Source organism: Bacillus sp. PPSBB_2, from assembly GCF_045291115.1.
Classification (GTDB): domain Bacteria; phylum Bacillota; class Bacilli; order Bacillales; family Bacillaceae_G; genus Bacillus_A; species Bacillus_A cereus.
The window spans coordinates 3033295-3055775 of record NZ_CP147983.1; the positions used below are offsets into that span (position 1 = coordinate 3033295).

Sequence of the window (22481 nt, forward strand, 5' to 3'; positions counted from 1 at the left end):
ATTTTACCATATTTTCTAATAATTTACGATGAAAACCCGCAAGCGAATAACTTGCGGATTTTTTATCCCGTATTAACAGGCAGTAAACAAAATGAAGCAATAAATAAGTGAAACTTTATTTCTCACTATCTTTTTAATGCATATGCATCAGCAATCATTTCACCAACAATTTTATTTTCTTCTTTCTTCTTGTCTTTCAATAATGGGAATAACAATTCTGCCACTTCATACGCTTCTTCTAAATGCGGATATCCTGATAAAACAAACGTATCAATTCCTAACGATTCATATTCTTTTATCCTTTCTGCTACTGTATGCGGATCGCCTACAAGTGCAGTACCTGCCCCACCTCTTACAAGTCCGATTCCAGCCCATAAATTAGGGCTTATCTCTAACGACTCTCTCGTACCTTTATTTAAATGTGTCATCCGTTTTTGACCAACCGAATCATATCTTGCAAATGTCTTTTGAGCAAGCTCAATTGTTTCATTATCCACATATTGAATTAAACGTTCGGCCTCTTCCCATGCTTCTTCTTCTGTCTCTCTTACAATTACGTGTAATCTAATGCCAAATCGTACTGTACGCCCCTTCTCTTCTGCAAGTTTTCTTACTTCTTCTATTTTCTCTTTCACTTGCTCTGGCGGCTCTCCCCACGTTAAATATACATCACTATGTTCAGCTGCTACTTCTTTTCCAGCAGCTGATGATCCTCCGAAATATATAGGAGGATATGGCGTTTGAACTGGTGGGAATACAACTTTACTATCTGTAACTTTAATATGTTTTCCTTCTAAAGAGATCGTTTTACTTTGCAATGTCGATTTCCAAACTTTTAAAAATTCATCCGCTGCTTCATATCTTTCATCATGATCAAGATATAATCCATCTCCTTGTAGTTCAACTGGATCTCCTCCAGCTACTACATTAATAAGCAATCTCCCATCTGAAATTCTATCAAATGTAGATGCCATCCTCGCTGCAACTGTAGGTGACATTAGTCCTGGCCTCACTGCTACTAAAAATTTTAGTTTTTCTGTTTCAGCAGCAAGAGCTGAAGCTAACACCCAAGGGTCTTCACATCCTTGACCAGTTGGAAGTAAAACACCCGTATATCCTAAATAATCAGCTGCCGCAGCAACTTGCTTATAATAACCATATTCAGCTGCTCTTCCTCGTTTTGTCGTTCCTAAATATCGACCATCTCCATAAGCCGGAATAAACCATAATAATTCCATACCTTTACACACCCCTTATTTATTTTGAAACGTATACTAACACATTCTATATAAATTACCCCTAATAATTTATATGTTAATTCCCAGTCTCACCTTTAAAATTATCTCGCCATCTTAAAAACTTCACTTCTAGTAAACGTACTAGAGAGTCAGAAAACTTCCCAACAAATGCAAAGATAATTATGCCGACAAATACGATATCTGTATTTGAAAATTGCCTTGCATCCATAATCATATAACCAATACCTTCTGTAGATCCCATAAGTTCTGCTACTACTAAACTCACCCATGCAACACCTAACGATAACCTTGCTCCTAGTAAAAGGTTAGGCAATGCAGATGGTAAGATGAGTTTCGTAATTAGTTTTCTTTTGCTAAACTCTAACACTCTCGCAACATCAAATAACTTTGAATCCACACCTCTAATACCTAAAAATGCGTTCACGTATAAAGGAAAAAATGCACCATCTGCAATTAATAACACTTTCGATGTTTCACCAAAACCGAACCATAATACGAAAAGTGGCGCAACAGCTAGATGAGGTACAGTTCTTAACATTTGCACAGATGGATCTAAATATTGCTCACTTCTCGTTGAAAATCCAACAATCGTTCCTAAAATGATTCCTAAGCCCCCACCAATAAAGAAACCAGCCGCAGCCCTGAATACACTAATACTTAAATGGCCGAATAACTCTCCTGTTTTAATAAGCTCTTGGAAAGCTAGAAAAATATCTAATGGTGTTGGTAAAACTGTTTTAGAAACAAGACCGAATACGCCAGCTAACTGCCAAATTATTAATATAATAACCGGTATAGTAATCGCCCTTACTAAAACTTTTACATTTAACTTTCGCACATTCTTAACGCTGTTTTTCTCAATCGTTATACTCGCTGGTTTCATAACAGCTTTCGTATTTTCCACTTTACAAAACCTCTTTTCACTTCGCTTTCAATGCTTTTTCTACGAAAGAATTATCTACAACTTTTTCCGCCTTAATTTCTTTCTTTATAGAACCGAGCTTATATTGAAAATCCGCTGTCTTTTGTTGTTCTGCTATTATTTCCTTCGTTACCGGAACTAAAATTGGTTTGTCGTGATTAAACACTTCTTTTACGATCTCCGCATCTATCTTTTTTACAGAAGTATATACTTTTATTGCTTCATCTAAGTTAGCATCTTGCCATACACGTGCTTTCTCATAAACTTCGAGGAATTTCTCAACTAATTCTGGATGTTCTTTCGCAAATTTTGTTCTCGTAATTAAAAATTCTGGCGAAGAGACATTTAATGTTTCACCGTCTGCAATCACCTTCGCACCTTTATTTAACGTATGTAATGATATGAAAGGGTCCCAAATCGACCATGCATCTACTGATCCTGATTCGAATGCAGGCTGCGCTTCATCTGGTTGTAATTGAATGACATTTACCTCTTTTGCATCAATCCCTTCTTTATCAAGTGCTCGATACAATAAATTAAAGGCACTACTTCCTTTTGCTACTGCAATTTTTTTACCTTTTAACTCTTTTACACTCGCAATTTTGCTATCTTTTTGAACGAGAATTCCAGTTCCTTTTCTTGCATAACTTGTATTGGCGATTTCGGTAAATCCAATACCTGCTGCTTGCGCTGAAATGACTGGAGAATTCCCTACTTCACCAAAGTCTAATCGGTTTGATGCGATTGCTTCAAAATAAGGAGGTCCACTTTGGAACTCTGTCCATTTCACTTTAACTCCTTCTTTTTTAAACTCCTCTTCAAACCACCCCTTTTTCTTTGCTAGTAATAGCGGGCTTAACCCTTGCTGTATACCAATTTGTATTGTTACATCTTCTTTCTTACTACTTGCTGTACTTTTTTCACATCCTAATAAACATACTGATATAGCTAAAGCAAAAGAAAGAATTTTAAATTTTTTATACATATAAAATCACCCTTTTCCTATATACTTGTTTGAATCAACCCTCCATATTCAAACTGCTGTAATACTTTCGTTCGAAGTTGTTGGAACGATTGAGAAGTTTTATTTCGCGGATAAGGCAAATTATTTTCAATCACTTTATGTATTTTCCCTGGTTTTGCACTCATAATGATGATTCGGTTTGAAAGATATATCGCTTCGTCTATATCATGTGTAACGAATATCATTGTTGTTTTCTTCTGCTCCCAAATATTTAGCAATACTTCTTGTAAATGACTTCGAGTAAAAGCATCCAGCGCTCCAAAAGGTTCATCAAGTAATAATACATTTGGATCTCTTAATAACGCTCTCGCTATCGCAACACGTTGTGACATCCCACCTGAAATTTCTTTCGGATACGATTTTTCAAAGCCATTTAACCGAACGATTTCAACCCATTCTCTCACCTTATCTTTCACATACTTATCTTTTAACGACAAATCAGCTGCAACATTTTCTTCCACTGTTAGCCATGGAAACAATCGATGCTCTTGAAATATAAATCCTTGCTTCTTACTCGGTTTTGTTATACGCTCCCTATCAATAGTGATCTCACCTTCAAAATCGCTGTCTAAACCTGCAATGATTTTTAGTAATGTACTTTTTCCGCAACCACTCGGACCAATTACTGTAACGAAATCCCCTTTTTCTAATTGAAAATTAATATTCTCTAATACTTGAACCGTACCAGTTTGTTTCGAAAAATATTTTGATACCCCATCAATTGAAACAGTCATTTCTTCCCCTCCTTAAAATGATTCATATAAATGAACAGATTCAGTATTTATGCAATAAAAAAACCAAAGGCATTTTATCTGTTGATAAAATGCCTTTGGTTTCTCCAATCAGCAATACGTTATGGAATTAAGTACATATTATACAAATATTTCCGATAAGTCAACTAGGTTTTATTAAAACATACATATGATTTGTTTGAACATTTTACTTTTGATTATTTAAACGATATCGTTTACTTACTATTTTTTCTGATCTTTAATCCACTGTAACCAATAAGAAAACTCACACGCTAAATGCATTTGATGGGATTTAATTAGACTATTAGGACAAAGGGCTGGGAACTCAACAACTAGACTTACTTCTATCCCTGTATCAGTATCTTTAAATTGATGTCGAACTCCACCAATAGTAGTACCATCTTTCATACGTGCAACACCTGTTGATTGATATTGATAAGATTTATCTCTTGGTGTTTTCAATCCAGTTTCGTCACCAAAAACAATGAAAAATTGAACTGGAAACGGAGAATTACCAGTAGTTTCGATAACCTCTAATTCATTTTCCCCAAAGGGTCTTAGTACATAGTGATCAGGACAAGCAGATAAATTCACTTTGTTATTTTCACGTGATTGTTCAAGCATAAAACTATCAATTCCATGTATGGCTTCTTCTGCTGTAATCCCGTCTAAATAAATACTAGTTTTTGAAAATTTTCGTCTATCGCCAGATAAAAGAGTACAGATACGCATACCTATTGCACTTAATCTAAGTTTTGATTTCAACTTTTCGTACATTTCATTGTATGTATATCGCAACTTTATTTCCGTTAGCTGTTTTATCATAACGTCTGTATCATTTATTTCAGGCTCTTTATGTCCTAATATATATAATACTTTTTTTATCCGTTCTCTTTTCCATTTTATAAGTTGCTCTTGTGAGATATTATTTTCATCGATAATAATCTTCATATACTCTCTCCTTCCTTTTGATTGTATCGTAGTGTAGTTAATACTAAATTAACCATTTCTTGTTTTGTATCTAGATTCAACTTTACTTCTGAATGAGCAATACTGCTAAGACCGTATAAAATAAACCCAGAAGCTAATAATGAGTTATCAGTATAAAAAATCCCTGTTTTCACTCCCTCTTCAATTACTTGTCTAATTAACGGTTGCATACGTGCGAATAATTTCTGTTCCAGTTGAAAATGTTGTTCCGTCTGAAACGAACTCACATTTTTATAGGGTGCTAACTTTTCAATAAATGTCCAAAATATATCTAGTGAATCTTTCATCTTTTGCATGACAGACCGTTCATTTGAAATAAGTATTTCTTCAATTAACTCCATATTTTTCACAATAAAGTCATTTAAAACTTCATCAACAAAATTCTCTTTAGACTTGAAGTAATAATAAAATAAGCCCGTTGCTACACCTGCATGATTCACAACATCTTTTATGCCAAATCCTTTCATACCATTTTTCATATATAGTTCAAAACCAATATCCATTAACTCTTGGCGTCTTACATCTGGTTCTTTTGATATTCTTTTCATACGTCATCTCCTACAATGTTTTCACCACGACTGAATCTGATTCAATCATAAACGACTGAACTTGATTCAGTCAATATTATTTCATAAATTTAAAATCGATTTAATAACTAAGCGACGAAATTTCTACAAAAAAAGAGTAATCTCAAGAGATATGCTACTAACCTTAGTTTTATCAAAAAAGTTAGATCATATAACTTGAGACTACTCATTCCCATTCAAAATATTTATGTAATTAAATTTTATTTCCTCTGCACCCTGGCTGTCTCCAAAACTATTGGTGGCAGCTCTTTTTGAATGATTTCTTTTAATCCATAAAGAGCTTTCTTCACATAACCACCTTCGAAATTTCCTAATGGTTCTGGTAATTCATCCTCATCCAATATGAAGTATTCTCCATTTGGAAGTACCATAATATCGATGATTAAATCTTCAAAGGAAACCACTTCATCTTTTATTTGTGTGTTTTTTACGATATTAAAATAGGAACCTAAATACTTTCCTTTTATATCTCTCCATACGTATAAATTGTACGGACGATCTTTCCAGTAATATGCGATTGTATAACTCCCTTTTGGGATTATTAACTTAGTATCATTTGCAGTCATTGTAAATGAATACTGCACCTCGTGAAATAAAACGATACTTTGTGATTGCTTTTCAAGTAATAAGCAATTGTGATCTACTATTGTTGAGTTATACCGGATTTTTCTTTCTATAATTTCAATTTTCGATGTAAGTAACTTATTCATTATTTTGTTTCCCCTTATGCTAGTTCTATCCTCAATTATATCCATTTATGTAGTAATAAAGAAGTGTATAGTTTTTTATATAATGATTTATACAAGTACATAATAAAAACTCCTTCTTATTTAGAAAGAGTTTTTCACTATCCATGTTTCATATTTTTTCACTTCTAACGGAAGCTCATTTGTTTTTATGCAACTAACAGTACTATTACTCATGTTTTAACTTTTCCTTAACCGCATCATAAAATTTTCGTTCTTCATCAACATTTAAGTAAACACGACTTACTGTTTTAGAAAAGCCGTATAACAACTGCGCTTTCACTGGCTCTTTTAATGTTATTTCAAAAGTAGCAGGTTCTTTTATGAACTCCATAACAGTTGCATCCAATACCTGTCTCCCTTCTTTTGCCGTTAGCAATTCACCCTTGTAGAACGCAATATTATCAATTTGTGTAAATGGCATAACAATTTTCTTTCCTAATCCGATTTGAATGATTACTTGTTCTTCTGTTACGACAAGTGGATTTTTGCGCATCGCTTGTATTTCAGCTATAAAATAAATCATCGCGTATACATTTAAAATAAGTAAAATCCATGCTATTACTGGATTCCACTGATGTAGTAAATAATGAAAACCAATGCTTTCAATTGCTGTTGCGTGAATAATCATGATATACACACCTATAGCACCAGTCTTTTTATGATATGAGTATACAGATTTACCTGTTGGTACTTTTTCACGCCACGATAAAAACGCATAATAGATTAACTTACACTCTGTTAGAATGACATCTATTAACTTACCTCTTTTCATAGTAGCGTCAAACGCTGCATCAATTGCATAAGAAAAGGAATACTTTTCTCTTCTATATTCTTTATATTTTTTTATTATTTTAGGAAGCACTCTAACAATTTTATAGAGAAGGAATAATTCTAAACCTACAAATGCAATTTCAGCCGCAACAATAATATAAGAGATGAATGAAAAAGTTTGTAAATAGTCACTTGGAATAATAAATCTTGCAAAAATATAACCAGCTATTACAACAGGAACTATATATGTTAACGAGTATCTTTTTTGAATAATGAAGAAATACGTGATGATTGGAATGACAAACATGCAATCTAATAATGACCCAAGCACAACTTCTTTCGGCGCAACTGATACAATTGGAAGGGCATACAATAAATAGTTTGATAGCATAATTAAAGAGACGAGTCCAATCCAAATACCTTTTCGCCTTCGTGATAGTGTAACCTTCATACGTTCACTCCTTTATTTAAAAACCTCATTTAAATGGTCTTTATAAAATGAAATGGCACGTTCAAATTCTTTTACTTCCTCTACTTTCACGACAGTTTCAAGTAATAATTTCATCGCTGATTCGTGATCGTTTACGTTATATTTTGCTAATGATAAAAATACTTTCATTGGAGCGTTCTCTGGGAATTTTTTCACCCCAGCTTCTAATACTGTAATTGCCTTTTCATATTCCCCTATACAACGATATGTACTTCCTAAACCAATATAAGCACCGCAAAGCGATTCGCCATCAAGTCCATTTGCGATTGCCTGCTCATAATACGGAACTGCTTCTGTTTCTAGCCCCATTACATCATGTATCCACGCACACTGATACAGTACTTCTGCATCCTTTGTAAAGTTTGTTAATCCTATAAGCATCTCTTTAGACTGCGCATATTTCTTTTCATTTCTAAGTTTAATAGCTTGCTTTAATAAATGTTCCATAGAATCCACTCCTCACCAATTATTCTGTGTATAGCTCTTGATTGGTATACGCTTCACATTCGTGTAAAAGTAAAATTCCCACCAATTAAAGTTTCGCTTACTTATTACTATGCGGATTCATTCTCATCTAAAAACTTAATTTTAAAAAGCAGTGACACGATTACATAATACCTCTAAGCTTTTGACAATTTCTTTCGCTGTTTCATCTTTCCCATTACACAACTTCCCTTTACCATCCTGTCCAATTACATAATGCACAGCCCCGCGCGAATATAAAGAATGTGGTGAATTCGCAATCATTACATTCGCCCTTGCTTCTTTCATTCTATTTTTTGCTCTTTCAAACAGTTCCTCTTCATTTAAATCACTTTCAAGTTTAAAACCAACAAGTACTGTTTCTGGGTCCCATTCTTTTATTTGTTTTAATACCTTTGGAGCCTTTTGAAAGTGAATAATCGGTGCTATATCACTTGAAATTTTTCCGTTCATATTAAGAACATTACCATCTTGATCACAAATTTTCTCTACAATCCAATCTGATCCAGCTGCTGCCATAATGACTGCATCAACCTTTTCATGTGATATGATACTTTTCATTTTATCTTGTAAATCAACGATTCCTTCAAATGGATGTAATTCTAACCCTCTATGTATATCACTCGGTTTCTCCGCAAAATAACCGTGTAAATATATAACATGTGCCCCTTTAGTTAGAAGTTCTTCTGCGATTATCCTTCCGATTGTACCTTTGGCCATATTCGTATGCCCGCGTACTTGATCCCATTTTTCTAGACAACCACCGCTTGTAATTAATACCTTTTTCCCCTTCATTGTAACCATCCCTTACTAATTTTTCTTACGAAACCATTCTGTTCCAAAGTCAACTATATCACGCTGTTTCATTAGACGACACGTTGCATTCCCTATCTTCCCATTTTTTACAGTTCCTTTTCGCTCAAACTCCACACCAATTTCTACAAACTTCTCAGATTCGTAATCCATTTCAACAAACTCTTTCCACACTCTTTCACCGTTTTCTATAATAGGTGCTCCTACTTGTATTAACTCACATGCACCAGAACGCACCTCGGATAAATGAACAGATGTATTGGAATCATATCCAACACCAATTAATAATACGTACCCGTCTAAATCATATATTTTTCTTAATGGAGATTCTTCTCCAAAGCTCATTGATAACGAATGGTTCATTGTTATTTCTACTGCATGTTTTCCCCATGCAGCAAAACTTCCTAACGGATGATTACTACGTACTACATTCGGATATGTACGAAAACATTCAACTATTTCACCCATTCCCCTTGTTGGGGTTATACGTGAATCAAATGCTGGGACGTTATCTCGGATAATTTGCCACCAGTCTTCCGGTACAGGTGGTCTTGACCAATGTTTCGGATCGGACAAATCCGAAGATTGCGTTGGCATTATTATCGTTCCTTCTTCCGTAACAACTTTCATTAATGCTTCTACTACAGCAACCGCACCACCAGATATCCACCCGATAGAACTTAGTGATGAATGAACGATAATTGTCATTCCTTTTTCGACTCCTAATGCTTTTAAATCTTTTGTGATTGTTTCGATTGTATTTGGAAATTGTGTACTTGCTACTATTTCATTCATTTTCATATTGGTTCCCCCACTAGCCACGTAAATTTAAACTTTTATATAAATATATTATCATATTTTTCTTAATTTTTAACTTAATCATTTTTCATATCTATAAAAAATGGTAATATTATTACACAAAAAATTTTTAAATTATAATATCCAGATTTAAAACACAAAAAGAAAGTGAAAATTTTACATCCAACCATAAAAAGCTGTTTTATACATAGACGAAAGAGCTCATCACAAATGATGAGCTCTTTGTTTATTTTATCCTTCAATTGTAACCCCAGTAAACATTGATAAGTTTCCCGTTATTTTCTCACCTACACGTAAAAATAAGCCTGCTGCTCTTCCGCTTATACAGTGAGAGCCAATTAATAGTTTACCAGTATATGGACCATCCCATGTGTCAATGGTATAGTCAGGCATTTCTATGTATTGCTGGTATATCTTCCTTTGTTCAAAGTAATACTCTGTTTTATCTTCAGCTAATAATTCATCATTTTCGTATATAGATACTCCGCCACCTTCACGACCAAATACAGGTTTGGAAACGTATGATTCATGTCTTTCTAGAAATCGCTTATTTGAAAAATATGTTGGTAGAAAGTATTTATAAATAATGTCTTGCTCTTCTTCTGTAAAGAAAACACTTTCTTCATAAAGCTTCCAAATTAGTGCGAGTACACTTTTGTTTTGCATAACAAATGCGGCTGGCGGATTAATAATTTTCACTCTTTCTTGCGCAATATGATCTAAAAATTGTAAACCAATCCTTTTTCCATTCTTATCAACGTCCGTTACTAAATACTCTATTGGATACAGTCTATATAAATATTTTATTTTTTCTCCACTCGGCGTATATATACCATCTTCCGCAACGACAATGTCTTGTATTCCTACATAGTCCGTTGACTGATTTAAGCAATACGTTCTTAAAAACTGAACCGTTTGACTATCTTCATCGTGCCAATCATAACTAGTAAAATATATCGTCTCTTCAGGGCCTATATGATAGTCATGTTTAATTTGTTCCCATGCCTGCACAATATGCTCTTCTATATGGTTTGGGTGATTTACATCATGATAACGGCATAACACTTCATTTGCGACAGACGGTTCTAAATAGCCTGTTGGCGTATCACAATTTACTTCTATTAATTTTATATCGTCACCATTTACGATAAAATCAAACCTTGTAAAATATGAAAATAAACCATTATGTTTCATTCTCGCCATTTCCCACGCTTCAGCTGGGAATCCAAGTTTTTGAAAATCTTCTGTCGTATTTACAATATATTGATACGTTCTATATAACACATACATGATTTCTTCTGTCGCTTTTGAGATAGCAGTATAAGTTTTTGCTGGCATGCGATACATCCCTGTTGCCATATATTGATTCCATTCTTCATTCTCTAACAGACTAGGCCAAGTGAAACCATTCCTACTAGCCTCTTCTGCAAGTGAAAACCATACTTTCATATACTCTTCTTGCTCTCGTTCTGTATACATTACTCCATTACCCTTTCGTTTTAGGATCCTGCTGGCGCTTTTGCGTTTCCAATTCCACTTGAACCAGAGTTTACTTTCGGTGTTTGCGTAGTAGATGATTTTGGCGTATTTGTATCTGGTGTTACTTTATTGGATGGATTTGGCTGCTGTTTATTTAAATCTACTTTATTGGAAGTATTATTGTTACCGTTAGAACCACCAGAATAACCACCGCTACTACCGCCACCTGTTCTACGCTCATCTTTTTCACGATATGGAATAACATTATTTGCATACGGTTTCTTCATTAAATTTGGTTTTGCTGTATAATTCATATTTGAAGTTCTACTCGCTAATAAATATCCTGCTACAAATGGAAGTATCGGTAAATGAGAGTTTTCATGATAAGATGAAAATGACGGATTATTTTCCTTGCATAACTCATCTTTCTCTACATTTTCATTGGTTGGGGTTTTATCATCACAATTTAATGTTTCTTGCTCATTTCTTTGTTTTGCACCATCTGTTTTAACAGCTGTACTTTCTTGCTGAGCAGTTTCTTCTTCATAATCACCACAACCTGTTAATAAAAAAGATGACACCCCTATTGAAGTAGCTATTTTTATAAACTTACTTTTATCCATTCTCACTTGTTATACACCTATCTTCTTTTATCTATATTTTTCCAGATACCTATATTATATAATGAAATTATTATTTTTTTCAAACTATATTCAATATGTACAATTGTATATTTTCATGCTATTTTTCCATGTAACAATGAAATCTTTCTATCCCTGGATATTTTTCTCCTAAACTTTTAACTTGAAAACCAATTCTTTTATAAAATTCTACCGCCCCATCGTCTGTCTCCGCTTCTATATAAGTCAATTGATATATCCTTACCACTTCTTTAATCATTTGCAGTGCAATTCCTTTTTGACGATAATCTGGAGCCACTGCTATATGACATATGCGTGCTTTAGTTTCTCCGATTATTTCAATACCTAGACAAGCTTTTTCTTCATATTTGTACAAAGTCCCTTTATTACTTTGATAAAATATTACTGCCTTCTTTAAGCTTATTTCATTTGGACCGACGGCATATTGTAGCACATTTAATATTGAATCTTTCTCAATTTGTTTAACACACTGTAAATTCATACTTTCATCCCTTTCTATGAAAAAAGACTAGCTCTTAATAAAAAGAGCTAATCTCATTACGCCGTTATTTTTTCTTCTTTTTTTACAACGACAGCCACATAACTATGAAGTATCATTCCAATAATAACGAGACTCATACCAATCCAAGATAATGATGATGGAATTGGTGCAGATAACCAGATCAACTCTCCTACTAGCGCAAATAAAACTTCACCAGACTGCGTCGCTTCCACTGTTGCTAATTTTTGCGGATCATCTTTCACAAGATCTGTTGCAAAGAAAAATAATACTGTCGCGATTAACCCAGAGCTAACTGCTACAATAAAACATTGAAAAACTTGGCTACTTGACGGTAATCCGCCTGTTGATACTTCGTAACCAGATAATAAAAACCAAAATGGTAAACTTGCTAATGTCATACCGAGTACTCGCTGAAATACATCTAATTCCCCTTTACAAACTTGCATCATTTTTCTATTTCCAAGAGGATACGCAAATGCTGCAATAAGTACAGGAACTACACATAAAACGGTTTCACGAATACCTAATGAAGAAGCATGTTCTGCTTGCATGAGAACAACACCGAATAAAATAATGCCCGACATTACTAATTCCTTCATCGGAAGTTTTTTATGTAGTGGATCCACCGCAAAAAATGGTGTTAACAAAATCCCTGCAACGATTGTAATTTGCCATGTTGATGCAACGAGCCAACCTGGTCCGAACGCTCCAGCAAAACTAAGCGGTGCATAAAAGAGACCAAATCCAACGATACTCCACACTAACCATTCTTTCGGATTGTTTTTCATATATTGAAAGAGTTGCTTTAAGTTCCCTCTATACATAACAATAAGTAATAGCATTGGAACCATAAAATAATACCGTAATGATGCACTCCAAATCCAGCTTCCACCTTCTAAGTCCATTGCCCTGTTTAAAACAAAAGTAAAGGCAAAGAAAAATGATGCCAGTATCCCTATAACAATTGCTTTCATTGTAAAACCCCTTGTATTTAATTTTTTATCTCTATGACATATATTTTAGTATACGCGATGAAAAATCTACATTCAAACTTACATTTCACTTTAGGATGATGAAGGAATTGTAGTAGATTTACATGGGAATAAAGTGCATTGGTATGAAATCGAGGCCATTACATGTCAAAATTTTCAACGGTCAAAATCTACTTTAATCTCGCCCCACTATACTTACCATGAAAATATACGCATCCGCTATAAAAGATGGCTACCAACTATTGCACATTCAATTTACTGGTTTTCTATTGAGAAACCAAAAGATTATCATAAAAATTTAATGATAGCTTGGGAAGAAAAGCGAACGAATAAAAACAAACGCCTCCTTTAATTATTATTTAGGGGCGTTCGTTCATTAAAAAATTAAAGAATATGTAGTTTATATTCTCTGTATAATTTCCTCAATCGACTTATATGAGCTTGATGATACCGATTATGATCTGCTATATGCCATATTCCCCATCTTATTGTCGCAGTTTCGCCTTTTTCATACAAAACTTCCTCTCTTAAAAGAACAACACCATATGTTCATCATCACTATACACACCATTCATTTTTATAGCCCTTTTTTCAATTCCGTATGTTTTAAATCCCATTGATTCATATAATCGTTTGGCTGGTTCGTTCGTTGACACAACCCCTAAATTCAATTGCTCTAGCTTCATCTCTTTTGCCCTTTCAATTGCTTTACGTATTAAATCACGTGCAAGACCACTTCTTCGATTTTCAGTATCTACATACATTGCAACGATATGTCCTTTATGCTTATATGCGTCTTTTTCTTCTGTTAATAAAGTAACAACCCCCAACTAAACGATTTTCATTATTAAAAGCACCAAATGTAAAACTACTGTTGGATGAAAGATTACTAGCAACTCGTTCAAGAGGGTTTTCTTGACGTACTGCTTCTTCATAAGTCGTTATAAATGCTTCTGGATTTACTTGTAGTGCTTGTAAACGCAACTCCCAATATTTTTTTGCATCCGCTTTTGTAAGTAATCGAATCATTTTATTTTCCCCTTTTTAATTTACATAATATTTTTATAGGTTATTATTTTTTGATTCATACTCTTCTTTTAATATACTGTAACGATAGCGATGAATGAACTTTCCCTGTCTCAATCGATCATTTCTCATTAACCCTTCGCATACAAATCCGGCACTTTCATAACTCTTTTTAGCTTTTGTATTATCTTCATCTACACGTAACCAAATTTTCTCCAATTCAAACTGAGAAAAACCTATTTGTAACATGCTGTTTAGAGCTGCCATTCCAAATCCTTTACCCCAATAGTCTTTATTTCCAATCGCAATTCCTAGTTCAGCATTTTTATTTGTTTTATCAAAATTTTTAAGGTCTACCCATCCAATATGTATACCTGTCTCAGTAACGATTGCCCTTTGTTCATAACCATTTTTTCGGCTTATACAAGCTTCAATCCAGTTTCTCGTATCTCCACGAGTGAACGGAGGATATTGATCTGGTACAACTAAATGCTTTGTTACATCTCTATCTAATGACCATTGATAGCGATCTTCTACATCATCTAGTGTCAATTCTCTTAATTGAACATATGGTACATTCATTTTTTTCTCCTCTCTTTATTTACCAATAGAAAATCCTTCGAACACTCTTCCACCATACTGTTCTAACGTCTTTTCTATAAAATGAATTAATTCATTTTTCCCTCCCGTTTTATAAAAATGATCAAAAGCGGCTACAAATTTGTTTGCATATTGCTCATCATATCTTTTTAGCACTCTAATAAACCATTTTGAACTCCCAAGCCACTTACCATTTACTCTTAATACATATTCATGTACTAAATCGGCTAATAAATTAGCGATAAACAATTCTTCTTCTCTTTTTGTTGCACCAATAAAGTCATCTAAAGTATCCGTAATAAAATATCGCTTCTGCTTAATCGTTTCTTCGGTCCATTTAGCCGGTCCTTTATGTAGTAAATCATTCGCTTCTTTTTTTAATTTCTCAACAATTTCCTGTTCCCCTTTTAAGGCAATCCCTTCTGAAACTAATTGTGGTAACGACGGTCTCCCTCGATCACAATCCATTTTGAAAAAGGTTTTATATGTTTCGAAATTATGAACAAACACCTCAACAGGCCATCCATTACTATAGAAAGATTCTCTATAGCAAGAAGTTAAACTTTGATCGACTATTACAATGTCAAGGTCAGATGTTTTCGTCGCTTCTCCTCGTGCAACGCTTCCGCCGAGTAAAGCTACATCACAATTCGGAAATTGTAATGTAATTATGTTTTGTGCTGCTTCAATTGGTTTCATAACCGATCCTCTTTTCTTATTTCACTTTCTTTTTTTCAGCTCTTTCTCTCGCTTTTTTTATATAGCTTTCTGCATCTGGTGTTTTACATGATGTTGCACCATGATCAACCTCTATTTTTCCAATTTCACTTGCAATTTCAATCGCTTGTCGCTCTAAGTCTTCATTACGAATTCCTATTGCGATTAAAGCACTATTCATCGCTTCTTTTTTTCTATTTTTTTCATTATGTATATTTTCTTTAATCTCTTCTAAGTACGGAGAGAAGAAATCATCATGTAACGTTTTATTTTTAATCGCTATATTTGCTAATAAAGACCAGCCAGCTCTTCCAATCCATTCATCATTAGACTTTGTCCACTCTTCCATTCTTTCTATTGCAATTGGCGAAGTACATATAGATGTCATAAGAACATCCATTAAACAGTAATAATCAACATCCTGAATCCAACTATTAAGCTGTTCTGTCGTTATTTTTTTCGGGTCTAAAATATAAGTTGCTAATGTCATTGCGTCCATATTTTTCGTTTCCCACAATTCAACTGCTAAATCGTGATCTTTTTTTATCTTCTTTTTTAACAATTTTAAATTCGCAAAACTAACTCCAAATAACGGCTCTTTCGCTCCGTGGTTTTTATACGTTTTTCGATTTTGTTCTGTTCCATATTCCTCTAGTTGCCGCATTACTTCCTCAAGTAACATATACCCACCTCTTTATCTTTTATGTTGACTGTATATATGTATGTACGATATATTCTACATTACTTTTTGGTTTTCCTATATTTATTTTTAAAATACGGTATGTGAAATTTTTAAACATTGCACAGCTATACCATCAAAAAACTATACATGTTAAACATACAGTTTTTTGATGGTATCAATTTTCCGTAGAATAAGATATAAACTACGAAAGAACTTTTAATGAGATGTGTATTTCCAACATGTTTAGAAAACTCTTTAAAATGGTTTACTATCATACTTTTATACCTCCTTCATAAATTATGTTTATTACATTTATTCTTAGCCAAAATCTTTCTACATTTTAATAACTCTCTCAATAAGATTTTCTTATATAAAAATCCCTACAAACACTGTAGGGATTTATGTGTAAATCATTTTGTTACACTCTATTTCATATGAAAATAGTTTCATTCAGATGCATTCATAAGCACAATTCTCCAACCATCTGGATCCTCTATTGTGGTTCCTTTCTCTATCCAATATGGGTTTTCTGGTTCCACCTCATGATAACCCATATTACGTAATCGATTTACTATCTTTTCAATTTCATCTTTATTAGGCATATAAAAAACTAGTAAATTATCTTTTGTCGGTGCCGGACATGGACTTCCATTAACATGTGTAGTAAACTCCAAATGATACTCTTCATCTGGTAACCCAAACATAACCCCGTCATATCCTTCATGATTGTGAAATTCCCCTATACGTTTTAATCCTAATCCTGTTTCATAAAAACTTATCACTTTTTCAAATCTATCTGTTGGTCTTGCAATTCTAAATTGAACCCAATTCTTCATGCAAATCTCCTCCTTTTTATTTTCCAAAGCTTTATTACTATATTCCCTTTAACATCCCTCATTAGGGTAAGCTTCCTAAGTTGAAAGAACTATTAGTTAATAAACAATAGGACTTTAGTATAAATTGCTATTTTGCATTGTTTCTAATGTTATCCATGACTGCCCAATTGGATTAACATACTGTCTTTCCTCATTACAAATTTTACAGCGAGAAGGTGCTTCTTCATTTTCGGGATACTATACTCCACATGTAGTGCAAATATAATTATTCATATTCCCACTCCTTTTTTCATGTAATTGTTTCTTTACCAATATTTTAATAAAAATCAAAAATATTCGAATCAATAATTGGAACGAAAACGAAGTGATACGAAAGTATGATTTGGTGATTGAAAGTTTAAATAATAAAGTTTAAATTCATCCTACTTTTCAAAACTGCAATTGATATAAAATCTTGCATACTTTTGAGTAAACTTTTTTACACTTGTAAAAAAGTTTTTTTGCATTTCCCTACCTATAATTGCTAATATAGTAGAGTAGAACTTTTATAGAGAGAAGGAAAATTATGCACAATGGAATTCGAATGACAACTTTAGTAAAAAGGGCTATGTTAGTTTGTGCGGGGGTATTATTCACATACGAAGTAGCTTTTGGATCAGTACATACTGCTCTAGCTAGTACAGAGGATGAAGCAAAATCTGTTCAACTTGTAAGTGAGATTCAAACATCTCTTGCTCCGAAAGAAGCTCCAAAACATTATAACGGGCAAGTTAGAAAAGTCGCTTATTTAACATTTGATGACGGTCCTGGAAAATACACAGCTGAGCTTTTAGATATGTTAAAGAAAGAAAATGCAAAAGCAACATTCTTCCTAATTGGTTCAAACGTAAAAGCTTTCCCTGATCTTGTAAAACGCGAAGATGCTGAGGGCCACTACGTTGGGATGCACAGTATGACTCATAACTACAAGAAACTTTACACTGAAGGTCATTACGTAGATGAAATGAAGGAAGACCAAGGCTTAATCGCTGGTGTTTTAGGTAAATCACCAGTATTAACTCGTCCATCTTACGGCTCTATGCCAGGATTAAACGAAGCTCTTCGCAACAAAGTTGTAGAAAATGGCTTAAAAGTTTGGGATTGGACAATTGATTCTTTAGACTGGAAATATAACAAAATGCAAGTTGATGCTGCATCTGCTAAAATTGTAGAAAACGTTCTAGCTCATTCTACAAATCCAACAGAAGTTATCCTTATGCATGATATTCATCCACAATCAGTAAAAGCAGTACCTGGAATTATTAAAGGACTGAAAGAAAAAGGATATGAATTAGAAGCATATAATGAGAACGAACACTTCCCATTAAACTTCTGGCATGATAATCGTATGTAATGAAAAGACTTGATTTCCTTTAGCTGGGAATCAAGTCTTTTTATCATTTTGGGAATTACTCCTCGTATATTCGACTCAAACTCCCCCTTCTCTAATATCAATAAAAATTCAAAATCACATGTTATACTATAATTTAGTTTAAATAAGTAGGTGCCATATGATCGTATATACAGTACAAACTGAAGAAGCATGGAAACAATTTAAGAAACTTGGTTATTTAGAAGGTAATAAAGAATTCATCGATCCGGACGATGTATATTCATATGACTGGATGGTGCGCGTCGCTAAAACAAGATTGCCTCATTACGAAGGTAACTACCCTATTTGGGTCTGGGAAGCAAATAATTACCCAAATCGAAATCATAAGGCTTGGGGTAGAACAAATTCAAAAATGGTAATTTTAACACTAGATGTACCGAAAGAATGGGTACTATGGAGCTATTTTGACTATTGGTGCTGTGCTATGACTGATGGATCAACATATTTACATACAAAAAATAAGTGTACTTTAGATGAATGGTATACATATATGGATAAGGAATACGGGATAATATTTGATTTCGACTATTTATTATCTCATCCTGATTGGTGTCTAGGTAAAGAGGATTCGTTAGAAAAACAAGGTGTTATCGGCAAAATACCCCTTTCCTTCGTGAAAAAAGTAAGACGTTTTCGTGCTAAGACAGATAAGTCTATTAGTAAAATCCGAAGTGATAACTGGGATAATAGAAAAGAAAACCGCATTAAAAAGATGAATCGAAAATTAAGAAAGCGAAACGATAAACAAAAAAGAATACAAAAGCGACTTATACGAAATTAAAACATATATCAAAATACAGTAAGAAATTATGGATTGAATATACAAATTCAATCCTATTTTTTATATTATCAACACTTTAGCACATATTACTCTTAAGGAGTGATATGTATATGGATTTTCTTTCATCTGAATATTTGTCTGCCTTGCTTGCCATTATTGTAATCGATTTAGTGTTAGCCGGAGATAACGCCATTGTAATTGGATTAGCAGCAAGAAGATTACCGAAAGACCAACAAAAGAAAGTTATCATTTGGGGAACCATTGGAGCAATCGCTATTAGAGCTCTCGCTACCTTAGTTGTCGTTTGGTTATTAAAAATACCTGGATTACTCCTAATTGGTGGTGTACTTCTTATTTGGATCGCTTACAAGCTGATCGCTGAGGGCAAAAATCATGATATTAAAGCCGAAGAAGGATTTTGGTCTGCTATTAAAACCATTATTATTGCTGATGCGTTAATGGGCATTGATAATGTACTAGCTGTTGCAGGAGCTGCCCATGGTAACTTTTCTTTAGTAATCATCGGATTATTAGTGTCTATTCCAGTAGTCGTATGGGGCAGTACATTGATTTTAAAATGGGTGGATCGTTTTCCTGTCATTATTACGATCGGAGCAGCCGTTTTAGCTTATACTGCCGCGAAAATGATTGTAGATGAGAAATGGTTCGCTGGATTTTTCGAAAGTAACCCTTTCGTTAAATGGGCATTTATCATTATTATTATCGTCGGTGTAGTTTTCTTCGGAAAGGCAAAACAAAAAGCAACAGCTGGTTCTGTCTCATAATGATGGTATATTTACAAATAAAAGGCGCTATTCATATGAATAGCGCCTTTTATTATTTATTTAGCTTCCCCTTCCGGAGTCGTTTTTACCTTCGTTTTGTTTTTATCGCGGTTGTTATAGTTATACTTCGAACGATCTACTGGAGTGAATCCTTCCGGTGTGTAGAATCGTAATAAGTCACCATTTACGACTTGGTCAGAGTATTTTAGTGAGTTTTGAACCATTTGTTCATTTTTCTTTATTTCATCTGTAAATTCTACAGGTTTTCCAGTAGTTGTATCATAGTATTTGCCGTTTAGTGCAGTAACTGTTGGGCTTACGTAGTTACCGTTACGGAACGCAACGACTTGTTTATGATCTGGTGATAATAAATCAGAACCGAATTGAACATAGTTTTTTGTATCTGTACCTAGTAAGTGTAATAGCGTTGGGAGAACGTCAATTTCACCACCGTATTGATGTTGTACGCCACCTTTCACTCCTGGTACACGAACGATTAATGGTACACGTTGTAACTGTGCATTTTCAAATGAGTTCATTTCTTTACCCATTACTTTTGACATTGCTGCGTTATGATTATCTGAAATACCGTAATGGTCTCCGTACATAACAATAATTGAGTTATCATATAAACCAGATTGTTTCAAGTAATCGATGAAGCCTTTTACAGATTCATCTAAATAGCGTGCTGTTTGGAAGTACGTATCTACTGATGAATCACCTGTTGTTGCTGGTTCAATCGTTGCTTCTGCCTTATCGATTGGATAAGGGAAATGGTTCGATAACGTAATAAACTTCGTATAGAACGGTTGTTTCAACGTTTGTAATAACGGAATAGATTCATTAAAGAACGGTTTATCTTTTAATCCGTAGTTTACTACATCTTTTTCATTCATATCGTAGTATGACGCATCAAAGAATTTATTAAAACCAAATGATTTATAAATATCGTCACGGTTCCAGAATGTTTTGTAGTTACCGTGGAATACTGCTGATGTGTATCCTTGTTGTCCTAAAATAGCTGGTGCTGATTGATACGTATTATGAGATTTCGTTGTAAAGACAGAACCTTGCGGTAAACCAAACATTGAATTCTCTAACATAAACTCCGCATCAGATGTTTTCCCTTGTCCTGTTTGATGGAAGAAGTTATCAAAATAAAGTGTATTCGCATCTTTTGTAAATGAGTTTAAGAACGGTGTAACTTCTTGACCATTTAATTTGTAATCAATTAAGAAGTTTTGGAATGACTCTAAATGAATGTAAATTACGTTCATTCCCTTTCCTTTACCGAAATACTCAGGGTTTGGACTTGCATAAGTTGATGTTAAATAATTTCGTACTTCTGTCATATTATCGCCATCAGCTAATGCTCGTTCTGTCGATGCTTTCGCACTTTGAATTCCATCATAAATTGTGTAGTTGTATGCACCTAAATATTTCACAATATAATTACGGTCAAACGTTCTTGTTAATAATTCAGGACGGTCAGACTCTGCAAGACCTAAGTTAACACTGAATAATAAAATACCTGCTACAAATACTAGAGATAATTTATGCTTCGCAACACGAATTGGTTTTGGATTTGCAAATTTTGTTGCGACTAACACAATTAATATAATCGTGTCTAAGAAGTATAATGGATCATAAAGATGTAGCAACGCAAGAATACTACCACCTAAATCTCCAAAGTTATTCGTTTGTGTTAATGTCGGGAACGTAATAAAGTCACTGAAAAAGCGATAGTATACTACGTTTGCGTATAAAAGAATCGACAATAACAAATTAATGATAATTAACCAAATATAAGATCGTTTCCCTTTTGCAAATAATGCAAGTCCTAAAAATAGAACTGCTGAACTAAGCGGGTTAAAAAACAGCAAGAATTTTTGAATTGTGTTTGAAATTCCTAAATTGAATTCCGTTACATAAGCTGCATATGTTTTGAGCCACAATAAAATAACGGCAAACAGAAAGAATCCAAAATGATTGCTTAACACACTTTTGCTCTTTAATAAGAACTGTTTCATTTCTCCACCTCTTTTGATCATCCAAGGCTTATTTTTTATAAGTCTGTCTCTCTATTCAGATTTTCTTCTTCAAATAGATTATCTTTATTTAACTATATGAAGAATATTAGTAATTATAATTTGAAGCTAGTATTTATTCAACTATTTCTTTCTAGACATTTTGACCTTGGTTTCTATTTAACAAAATAAATTTGTAACATTTCCTGTTTTCTCCCAAGATTCATCCATTAATTATGACACCCCATACTATATACCTTTATAAACTCATTCGCAAACTATTCTATCTCCAAATTTGGTA

At 33.8% G+C, this 22481-nt stretch carries 22 protein-coding genes and 3 pseudogenes; 3 read left to right on the top strand and 22 right to left on the bottom strand.

Annotation, left to right across the window (positions count from 1 at the left end):
- Positions 1–125 precede the first annotated feature (125 nt).
- The 21 genes and pseudogenes from ssuD to V6946_RS15360 form a co-directional block, all read right to left on the bottom strand.
- On the bottom strand, positions 126–1238 hold the full coding sequence (ssuD, locus tag V6946_RS15260) for an FMNH2-dependent alkanesulfonate monooxygenase (protein ID WP_366981463.1): 1113 nt from the start codon (positions 1236–1238) through the stop codon (positions 126–128).
- A gap of 76 nt (positions 1239–1314) precedes the next feature.
- Positions 1315–2163: an ABC transporter permease gene (locus tag V6946_RS15265; RefSeq protein ID WP_000432131.1), complete on the bottom strand. Its 849-nt coding sequence runs from the start codon at positions 2161–2163 to the stop codon at positions 1315–1317.
- Between the two features lie 16 nt (positions 2164–2179).
- Positions 2180–3166 carry an aliphatic sulfonate ABC transporter substrate-binding protein gene (locus V6946_RS15270; RefSeq protein ID WP_366981462.1) on the bottom strand — a complete coding sequence of 329 codons (987 nt, stop codon included), beginning with the start codon at positions 3164–3166 and terminating at the stop codon, positions 2180–2182.
- A gap of 17 nt (positions 3167–3183) precedes the next feature.
- Positions 3184–3939, bottom strand: coding sequence for an ABC transporter ATP-binding protein (locus V6946_RS15275; RefSeq protein WP_006920219.1), 756 nt, complete (start codon positions 3937–3939; stop codon positions 3184–3186).
- Positions 3940–4179: 240 nt separating this feature from the next.
- On the bottom strand, positions 4180–4908 hold the full coding sequence (locus V6946_RS15280) for a hypothetical protein (RefSeq protein ID WP_006920217.1): 729 nt from the start codon (positions 4906–4908) through the stop codon (positions 4180–4182).
- A complete protein-coding gene (locus V6946_RS15285) occupies positions 4905–5495 on the bottom strand; it encodes a TetR/AcrR family transcriptional regulator (RefSeq protein ID WP_000822633.1) in 591 nt (196 codons plus the stop codon). The genes V6946_RS15280 and V6946_RS15285 overlap by 4 nt, the downstream gene beginning before the upstream one ends.
- A 239-nt stretch (positions 5496–5734) precedes the next feature.
- Positions 5735–6244, bottom strand: a complete 510-nt coding sequence (locus V6946_RS15290; RefSeq protein ID WP_001037874.1) for a DUF402 domain-containing protein — start codon at positions 6242–6244, stop codon at positions 5735–5737.
- A 205-nt stretch (positions 6245–6449) separates the two neighbouring features.
- Entirely contained in the window at positions 6450–7505 is a 1056-nt protein-coding gene (locus V6946_RS15295; protein WP_006920214.1) for a hypothetical protein, read from the bottom strand.
- Between the two features lie 12 nt (positions 7506–7517).
- Entirely contained in the window at positions 7518–7991 is a 474-nt protein-coding gene (locus V6946_RS15300) for a tetratricopeptide repeat protein (RefSeq protein WP_000400636.1), read from the bottom strand.
- 141 nt (positions 7992–8132) lie between these two features.
- Positions 8133–8822 (bottom strand): phosphopantothenoylcysteine decarboxylase, encoded by a 690-nt coding sequence (locus V6946_RS15305; RefSeq protein ID WP_006920212.1) that lies wholly within the window; start codon positions 8820–8822, stop codon positions 8133–8135.
- Between the two features lie 15 nt (positions 8823–8837).
- Positions 8838–9641, bottom strand: coding sequence for an aminoglycoside N(3)-acetyltransferase (locus V6946_RS15310; RefSeq protein WP_000783346.1), 804 nt, complete (start codon positions 9639–9641; stop codon positions 8838–8840).
- Between the two features lie 249 nt (positions 9642–9890).
- A complete protein-coding gene (locus V6946_RS15315; protein WP_000287883.1) occupies positions 9891–11138 on the bottom strand; it encodes a glutathionylspermidine synthase family protein in 1248 nt (415 codons plus the stop codon).
- 20 nt (positions 11139–11158) lie between these two features.
- A complete protein-coding gene (locus tag V6946_RS15320; RefSeq protein WP_006920211.1) occupies positions 11159–11767 on the bottom strand; it encodes a hypothetical protein in 609 nt (202 codons plus the stop codon).
- Positions 11768–11879: 112 nt separating this feature from the next.
- On the bottom strand, positions 11880–12281 hold the full coding sequence (locus tag V6946_RS15325; protein ID WP_001053115.1) for a GNAT family N-acetyltransferase: 402 nt from the start codon (positions 12279–12281) through the stop codon (positions 11880–11882).
- 56 nt (positions 12282–12337) lie between these two features.
- Positions 12338–13276, bottom strand: a complete 939-nt coding sequence (locus V6946_RS15330; RefSeq protein WP_000644587.1) for a multidrug resistance efflux transporter family protein — start codon at positions 13274–13276, stop codon at positions 12338–12340.
- A 402-nt stretch (positions 13277–13678) separates the two neighbouring features.
- Positions 13679–13825: pseudogene (locus V6946_RS15335) on the bottom strand (DinB family protein); the annotation flags it as partial.
- A pseudogene (locus V6946_RS15340) lies at positions 13822–14323 on the bottom strand (N-acetyltransferase family protein). The pseudogenes V6946_RS15340 and V6946_RS15335, both read right to left, overlap by 4 nt.
- A gap of 33 nt (positions 14324–14356) precedes the next feature.
- Positions 14357–14902, bottom strand: a complete 546-nt coding sequence (locus V6946_RS15345) for a GNAT family N-acetyltransferase (RefSeq protein ID WP_001102498.1) — start codon at positions 14900–14902, stop codon at positions 14357–14359.
- Positions 14859–15619, bottom strand: a pseudogene (locus V6946_RS15350) (nucleotidyltransferase domain-containing protein). Before V6946_RS15350 ends, V6946_RS15345 begins: the two are co-directional and overlap by 44 nt.
- 16 nt (positions 15620–15635) lie before the next feature.
- Positions 15636–16319, bottom strand: coding sequence for a DNA alkylation repair protein (locus tag V6946_RS15355; protein WP_000923471.1), 684 nt, complete (start codon positions 16317–16319; stop codon positions 15636–15638).
- Between the two features lie 446 nt (positions 16320–16765).
- Complete coding sequence (locus V6946_RS15360) at positions 16766–17155, bottom strand: VOC family protein (protein ID WP_000800679.1); 390 nt, start codon at positions 17153–17155, stop codon at positions 16766–16768.
- A 565-nt stretch (positions 17156–17720) separates the two neighbouring features.
- On the opposite strand from V6946_RS15360, the gene V6946_RS15365 reads away from it, so the two are divergent.
- The 3 genes from V6946_RS15365 to V6946_RS15375 all read left to right on the top strand — a co-directional run bounded on the left by V6946_RS15365 (position 17721) and on the right by V6946_RS15375 (position 20153).
- Entirely contained in the window at positions 17721–18548 is an 828-nt protein-coding gene (locus V6946_RS15365; protein WP_000551451.1) for a peptidoglycan-N-acetylglucosamine deacetylase, read from the top strand.
- 157 nt (positions 18549–18705) lie between these two features.
- Positions 18706–19368 carry a DUF3841 domain-containing protein gene (locus V6946_RS15370; protein WP_000637704.1) on the top strand — a complete coding sequence of 221 codons (663 nt, stop codon included), beginning with the start codon at positions 18706–18708 and terminating at the stop codon, positions 19366–19368.
- Positions 19369–19478: 110 nt separating this feature from the next.
- A complete protein-coding gene (locus tag V6946_RS15375) occupies positions 19479–20153 on the top strand; it encodes a TerC family protein (RefSeq protein ID WP_000346955.1) in 675 nt (224 codons plus the stop codon).
- Between the two features lie 56 nt (positions 20154–20209).
- On the opposite strand, the gene V6946_RS15380 is transcribed toward V6946_RS15375, so the two are convergent.
- Complete coding sequence (locus V6946_RS15380) at positions 20210–22183, bottom strand: LTA synthase family protein (protein WP_000808770.1); 1974 nt, start codon at positions 22181–22183, stop codon at positions 20210–20212.
- Positions 22184–22481: the final 298 nt, after the last annotated feature.

Bases quoted from the DNA above. Each gene is read 5' to 3' on its own strand.
- ssuD (WP_366981463.1), bottom strand. From the start codon at position 1,238: ATGGAATTATTATGGTTTATTCCGGCTTATGGAGATGGTCGATATTTA.
- V6946_RS15270 (WP_366981462.1), bottom strand. From the start codon at position 3,166: ATGTATAAAAAATTTAAAATTCTTTCTTTTGCTTTAGCTATATCAGTA.
- V6946_RS15275 (WP_006920219.1), bottom strand. From the start codon at position 3,939: ATGACTGTTTCAATTGATGGGGTATCAAAATATTTTTCGAAACAAACT.
- V6946_RS15280 (WP_006920217.1), bottom strand. From the start codon at position 4,908: ATGAAGATTATTATCGATGAAAATAATATCTCACAAGAGCAACTTATA.
- V6946_RS15285 (WP_000822633.1), bottom strand. From the start codon at position 5,495: ATGAAAAGAATATCAAAAGAACCAGATGTAAGACGCCAAGAGTTAATG.
- V6946_RS15290 (WP_001037874.1), bottom strand. From the start codon at position 6,244: ATGAATAAGTTACTTACATCGAAAATTGAAATTATAGAAAGAAAAATC.
- V6946_RS15295 (WP_006920214.1), bottom strand. From the start codon at position 7,505: ATGAAGGTTACACTATCACGAAGGCGAAAAGGTATTTGGATTGGACTC.
- V6946_RS15300 (WP_000400636.1), bottom strand. From the start codon at position 7,991: ATGGAACATTTATTAAAGCAAGCTATTAAACTTAGAAATGAAAAGAAA.
- V6946_RS15305 (WP_006920212.1), bottom strand. From the start codon at position 8,822: ATGAAGGGGAAAAAGGTATTAATTACAAGCGGTGGTTGTCTAGAAAAA.
- V6946_RS15310 (WP_000783346.1), bottom strand. From the start codon at position 9,641: ATGAAAATGAATGAAATAGTAGCAAGTACACAATTTCCAAATACAATC.
- V6946_RS15315 (WP_000287883.1), bottom strand. From the start codon at position 11,138: ATGTATACAGAACGAGAGCAAGAAGAGTATATGAAAGTATGGTTTTCA.
- V6946_RS15325 (WP_001053115.1), bottom strand. From the start codon at position 12,281: ATGAATTTACAGTGTGTTAAACAAATTGAGAAAGATTCAATATTAAAT.
- V6946_RS15330 (WP_000644587.1), bottom strand. From the start codon at position 13,276: ATGAAAGCAATTGTTATAGGGATACTGGCATCATTTTTCTTTGCCTTT.
- V6946_RS15345 (WP_001102498.1), bottom strand. From the start codon at position 14,902: ATGAATGTACCATATGTTCAATTAAGAGAATTGACACTAGATGATGTA.
- V6946_RS15355 (WP_000923471.1), bottom strand. From the start codon at position 16,319: ATGTTACTTGAGGAAGTAATGCGGCAACTAGAGGAATATGGAACAGAA.
- V6946_RS15360 (WP_000800679.1), bottom strand. From the start codon at position 17,155: ATGAAGAATTGGGTTCAATTTAGAATTGCAAGACCAACAGATAGATTT.
- V6946_RS15365 (WP_000551451.1), top strand. From the start codon at position 17,721: ATGCACAATGGAATTCGAATGACAACTTTAGTAAAAAGGGCTATGTTA.
- V6946_RS15370 (WP_000637704.1), top strand. From the start codon at position 18,706: ATGATCGTATATACAGTACAAACTGAAGAAGCATGGAAACAATTTAAG.
- V6946_RS15375 (WP_000346955.1), top strand. From the start codon at position 19,479: ATGGATTTTCTTTCATCTGAATATTTGTCTGCCTTGCTTGCCATTATT.
- V6946_RS15380 (WP_000808770.1), bottom strand. From the start codon at position 22,183: ATGAAACAGTTCTTATTAAAGAGCAAAAGTGTGTTAAGCAATCATTTT.